We start from the raw sequence: 5175 nt of genomic DNA, 5'->3' as shown, positions 1-5175 counted from the left end.
CTACGTCACGGAGCCGCTGTGAGAATCGCCGAGCACGGACCGACGACGGGAATGGCGGATGACCTTCACTGGACCCGGTGGCGCCGCAGATACCACGGCATGACTACTGACCGGCGAACCCAGGTGTTGAATCGTGGCGCATTGAGCACCAACCGGCCGATCACGAGCAGCGCCGCACCGCCGATGTTCACCCCGTAAGGGGCTTCGCCGTGCAGGCGGTAGGACACCAGTGGTGGCAACCCGTTGGGATAGTCCGGCGGCTCCGCTGCCAGCAGCATGATATTGCGCGCAACGACTTTCGCTTGCGGTAGACATTCGGTTGCCCGTTGTACCGTCGGCCACTCGCTGGCCCCGTCGACCACACGAACCGCGTCGCCGAACGCAAAGATGCCCGGGTGGCTCAACGGCGCAGGAGCGCACTGGAACGTGGGATCGACCGACAGCCAGCCGGTCGGTGTGCGCGGCAGGTCGAGGTCCGCGAGCACCTCCGCCGGCTGCAGCCCGCCCGCCCAGTACGCCCCACCGCACGGTATCTCCTTCACGCCGCTGGGTCCTTCCACCTTCACCACCGCCCGCTCGACCTGGACCACCCGCGTCCGCAAGCGCACGTCGACGTGCTGCTGTCGCAGGAGATGCTCTGCTCGACGACCTGCCCGCTCGGACAACTGTGGAAGCAGCCGCGTTCCGCTATGGACGAGGGTCACTGCGGGTGCCCGCCATCCCGGTGGTCGCACCCGCGCCAAATGGGCCAACTCGCCCGCCAGTTCGACCCCGCTGATCCCACCGCCGATGACCACGAGTCGAGGCTCGCCGACCCAGTCTGTGCCATGCGACTGGCCCCGCCTTCCGTTGGCCTGCGGAATCCGCGCCTGGGAGCCGTCGAGTAGCGCCGCGAGATGTGCGCGCGCCTCGTCGAACTCACTGGCGAACTTGAAGCCCAGCAGGTGCTCGCGCCCCGGTAACCGCTGCGGCGCCGCCAGCGCCGACCCGAGCGCGACAACCACAAACCGCCCACTGACCCGTTCGCCCGACCCGAGTTCGACCGTCTTCGTTTGCACGTCGATTCCCACCAGTTCGCCGAGCACGTACCGGTATCCGGCGTTCACCACCTGCTGCGCCGTCGCCAGCTCGCTCGTCGACATGGGCAGGCGCAGGCAGAGGCGCTCGTGCGCCAAGGGGATGTACCCATGTACCGCCTGACGGTCGATCACCGCGATCCTGAGTGCCCGCCCGGCGGGGCTGCGTCGCAGTTGATGGACCAGCTCTATGCCGGCCATGCTTCCCCCGAGGATCAACACGTCACAATCGGTCACGGGTTCTTCGTGAGGCAGATTTTCTCCTGAAGGAGCGGGGTGCCCGAGAGCAGCTTGCGTTCGGTCCGATCATCCAAAGCCAAGGTAGCAAGAGGCAGTACATGGGAAAGACAATTCACTCGCTAATAAGAGTGACTCTTGTACGCCCGCGAACTTTGGCGTACCGTTCCGATCCGTTGACTCTCGATGGGAGGGACCACAATGGCTATCCCCCGGCCAATTTCAGCTGCCTTCGCTGCCGGCATGGATCTGCTGATAGCAGCATGGTCGTACGACGAATCGGGGGGTGGTCAGGAATCCGGTCCACGTGAGCACACCGCTGCTGCTACCGAATCCGAACCGGCCACCGTCGTTGCGCTGGGCTGGGCCCGGGCCGCCCTCGGCGCCGTCATCATCGCGTTGCCCGGTTTCTTGCTCGGGCGGTTGTTCCCCGGTAAGGATCCTGACCCGGTCGCGGTGGCCATCGCGCGCGGGTTCGGCGCCCGAAACATCGCGGTGGGCGCCGGCATAGTGTGGGCCCACCGTTCGGGCGACCCGGAAGTCGAGCGCCGGTGGTACCTGGCCGCCGCCGGGACCGACCTCATCGACGCGCTGGCCATGGTCTTGGGCCGGGGCCTGCCCAAGGCCCACCGGGTGCTCGGGGCGCTGGCGGCCGTCTCGGCCACCGCCGCCGGGGTCGCCGCCGCCGTGCGGGCGGGCGATTAAGAACCACCCCGCTGCCGGCCGCTAGCAGCCACCGTGCCCGGACGACTCCGCGGACAGGAAAGCGCGCATCGCAGATTTCGCTTTGTCCTTCGCCTCGAGGTCTACGTCGCCGTTCCGGTACGCGTAGCGCGAGAGATGATCGGACATCTCGACAGCAACGATGCAGGTCACTTGGGAAAGATTGAGTTCGAATTGCTCGTTCAGGACGGTTCGAAAGCGCTCGGCGATGTATTGATTGGTTACGCCGTCGAGCTCTTTCATTGCCCGTGAGATGTAGCCACGACACCACAACTCGTAGGGCACAGGGCGACTGTAGAAGGCGCTGAATGTTTCGAGAAACGAGTCACACGCTGCGTCAAGACTCGCGAACAGGGTGTCCCCGAACTGGTCGGCCTGACGTCGGCATTCCTCCATCGACTGTTCGGCTAGGGCATCAGCCACGTCGGTGAGGTTCTCGAAGTACGCGTAGAACGCACCGCCAGTGACAGCCGCCCGGTCGAAAAGCTTTGTGGGGGTGAGGATAAACGCTTCGTACCCGATCTCGGACATGAGTTCTCCCGCAACCGCGAGTATGTGCTGCACCTTTTCGCGGCTGCGTTGTTGCCGTGGAACTCGCCGCATCACTCTGCTGCCCTTACCCTCGTCGATCATCCCGCGGTCCGCTCAACCCTAAAGCGAAATGCAGATTTAACACCCTGCAGGTTGCGTGGCGGGGCCTCGGCACCGACGATGAACACGACTGAAGTCTAGACTCCAGTCTGATATGTGGGCCCACTGGTGTGCCGCGGATGCCGCCCGCCGCTGAAGGATCGCCATGAGAATCGTCAAGCTAAATCACTTGCCCGCAACGACCTCGCCGTCAGACATTGCGACCGCGCTCCGCGAGGACGGCTACGTCATCGTCGACAAGCTCGCCTCCGATGACGTCATGGACCGGTGCGAACGCGAGCTCAATCCCTACATTGACGCGACCGGCACCGGCCTCGACGCCATCGCAGGGCGCCAAACGCGGCGCACCGGCGCCCTGGTTGCGCGCTCCCCTGCCGCCCGCGAACTCATCACCCATCCCCTCGTGTTGGGAGCTGTCGGTGAGGTGCTGTCCCACGCCCACACCTATCAGCTTCATCTCACACAGGTGATCTCCATCTACCCCGGCCAACCGGCACAGGTCATTCACCGGGACGAATTCGCTTGGGACGGCTTCAAATTCCCGAGTGACTACGACGTCCAGTGCAACACCTTGTGGGCGATGAGCGAGTACACCGATGAGATCGGCGCAACCCGGGTGGTCCCGGGAAGCCACACATTGTCCGACCACCACACTTTTACCCCGGCGGACACGGTGCCCGCGGAAATGGAACGCGGCTCGGTGTTGATGTACACCGGCAAGCTGTATCACGGGGGTGGCGCCAATCGCACCGCGGATCGGGTCCGAAAAGCGATTAACATCACCTACGCCGTTGGGTGGGTCCGCCAGGAGGAGAACCAATACCTCTCGACGCCCCTCGATGTCGCAAGAACCCTTGATGATGATTTGCTGCGCTTGATGGGCTATCAGATGGGGAATCCGGTAATCGGTTACATCAACGACAATGAAGACCCGATATCCGCCATTCATGGAGACCGCCGGCCACTCGACTGGTCGAACGTCGACATCAGCTACGCGGACAAGAAGTGAAAGTTCCGACCCCGAGCGCGGTCCTCGCTGCCCGTGACGACGAGGATCTGCAATCGCTCGGGTACACCTCGCAGCTCAAACGCAAACTCGGCCAATCAGCGACGTTCGCGGCGGGCTTCGCCTTGATATCGGTTCTGGTCGGAACCTCGGTCACCTACGGTATCGGTTGGTCGAGCGCAGGTCCGGCAGCCGTGTGGCTCGTCCTCGTCGTATTCTTCGGACAATTGATGACGACACTCGTGTTCGCTGAGCTCGCCGCGAAATACCCGATATCGGGGTCCATCTACCAGTGGGCTAAACGGATTGGTGGCGACTTCCTTGGCTGGATGACGGGCTGGGTGTACACGGTGGCGTGGTTGATCGTCGCCCCCACGATTGCTCTTGGACTGCAGGCAACCCTGACCGCTCTTTCGCCGCGGTTTCAACTGTTCGGTTCGGACGTCGTCGCAGCAACGGACCCCCTGTACGCCGCCAACGCCGCATTTCTCTCGCTATTTCTCTTCGCGGCAACCACGGCCGTCAATGTGATGAAGGTTTCCGTTCTGCGGCTGTTGAGCTACATCGGGGTGTTCGCGGAGCTGGCCGGCGTGGCGCTTCTGCTGGTGGTGTTGATGTCCCATGTGCGCCGGGGTCCGTCAGTCCTCGCCCACGGCATCGACGTAACCGCAGGCGGCACTCAAGCCGTCGGAGGTCTCCTGATTGCCGCGTTTTTGCCGCTCTACGTTTTGTTCGGAATGGATGAAGCGACATCGCTGGCCGAGGAAACGCGGGACCCGCGCCGCAATGGTCCGCGGGCGATGTTGAAAGCGCTCGGCGTCGCCGGAGGATTGTGTTTTCTCATAGTGGCTCTCGTCCCAATGGCCATTCCTGATCTCACCGATCCCCATATCGGAGATGGGCTGAGCTACGTCGTCAATCTGCTCGCAGGACCCGTGGTCGGCAAGGTCTTCTCGCTGGTCGTGTTGACCTGCATCGTGTGTGCCGCCACGGCTGCCCACGCCCTCGTGGCACGCATGATCTTCTCCCAGGCCCGCGACGGTCGATACTGGGCGGCGACAAAACTATCCCGGGTATCCCATTCCGGGCACACCCCAATTTGGGCAACGCTCCTCGTGGCTGTGCTCTGGTTTACCGCCTTGCTCATCAACATCGCGATGCCGAGAGTTTTCAGTGCAATCATCGGTGCCGGCACCTTTCTGATATACCTCGGCTATCTGGCGGTCAGCGCCCTTGCGCTCCGAAGCAGGCTCCGCGGAGACTGGTCGACACAGCCCGGTCATTTCAGCCTCGGGCGGTGGGGTCTCTACATCGATGCTGCTGCGGTTCTTTTCGGGGTCCTGGCGTGTGCGAACATGATGTGGCCGCGAGCCGCTTTCTACGGCAGCGAGTGGTGGCAACGTTATGCCGGAATGTATGTGCCGGTAGTGGTCATCGGCGTGGGCCTCATCCATTATCTCGCGGCCGGGAAACGGAATCGTG

The 5175-nt window shown here is 63.4% G+C and carries 5 protein-coding genes; 3 read left to right on the top strand and 2 right to left on the bottom strand.

Translation table 11 applies throughout. The features are described from left to right. Positions 1-65: 65 nt before the first annotated feature. Positions 66-1313, bottom strand: a complete 1248-nt coding sequence (locus QOI01_RS10640; RefSeq protein ID WP_526380638.1) for an NAD(P)/FAD-dependent oxidoreductase — start codon at positions 1311-1313, stop codon at positions 66-68. 243 nt (positions 1314-1556) lie between these two features. Between QOI01_RS10640 and QOI01_RS10635 the strand changes: the two genes are divergently transcribed. After that, positions 1557-2018, top strand: a complete 462-nt coding sequence (locus tag QOI01_RS10635; protein ID WP_526380636.1) for a hypothetical protein — start codon at positions 1557-1559, stop codon at positions 2016-2018. A gap of 21 nt (positions 2019-2039) precedes the next feature. Here the strand turns inward: QOI01_RS10635 and QOI01_RS10630 are convergent, their stop codons facing one another. Beyond that, complete coding sequence (locus tag QOI01_RS10630; protein WP_526380634.1) at positions 2040-2669, bottom strand: TetR/AcrR family transcriptional regulator; 630 nt, start codon at positions 2667-2669, stop codon at positions 2040-2042. A gap of 163 nt (positions 2670-2832) precedes the next feature. Between QOI01_RS10630 and QOI01_RS10625 the strand changes: the two genes are divergently transcribed. Continuing rightward, the gene (locus QOI01_RS10625) at positions 2833-3696 is read left to right on the top strand and encodes a phytanoyl-CoA dioxygenase family protein (RefSeq protein ID WP_526380632.1); all 864 of its coding nucleotides are present in this window, start codon (positions 2833-2835) and stop codon (positions 3694-3696) included. After that, positions 3693-5175 (top strand): amino acid permease (locus tag QOI01_RS10620; protein ID WP_526380630.1); only part of this gene is annotated, 1483 nt, incomplete at its 3' end. The genes QOI01_RS10625 and QOI01_RS10620, both read left to right, overlap by 4 nt.

Origin of the sequence: Mycobacterium sp., assembly GCF_032162605.1 — a bacterium.
Taxonomy (GTDB): domain Bacteria; phylum Actinomycetota; class Actinomycetes; order Mycobacteriales; family Mycobacteriaceae; genus Mycobacterium.
This window is presented reverse-complemented; position numbering and strand designations above follow the sequence as displayed.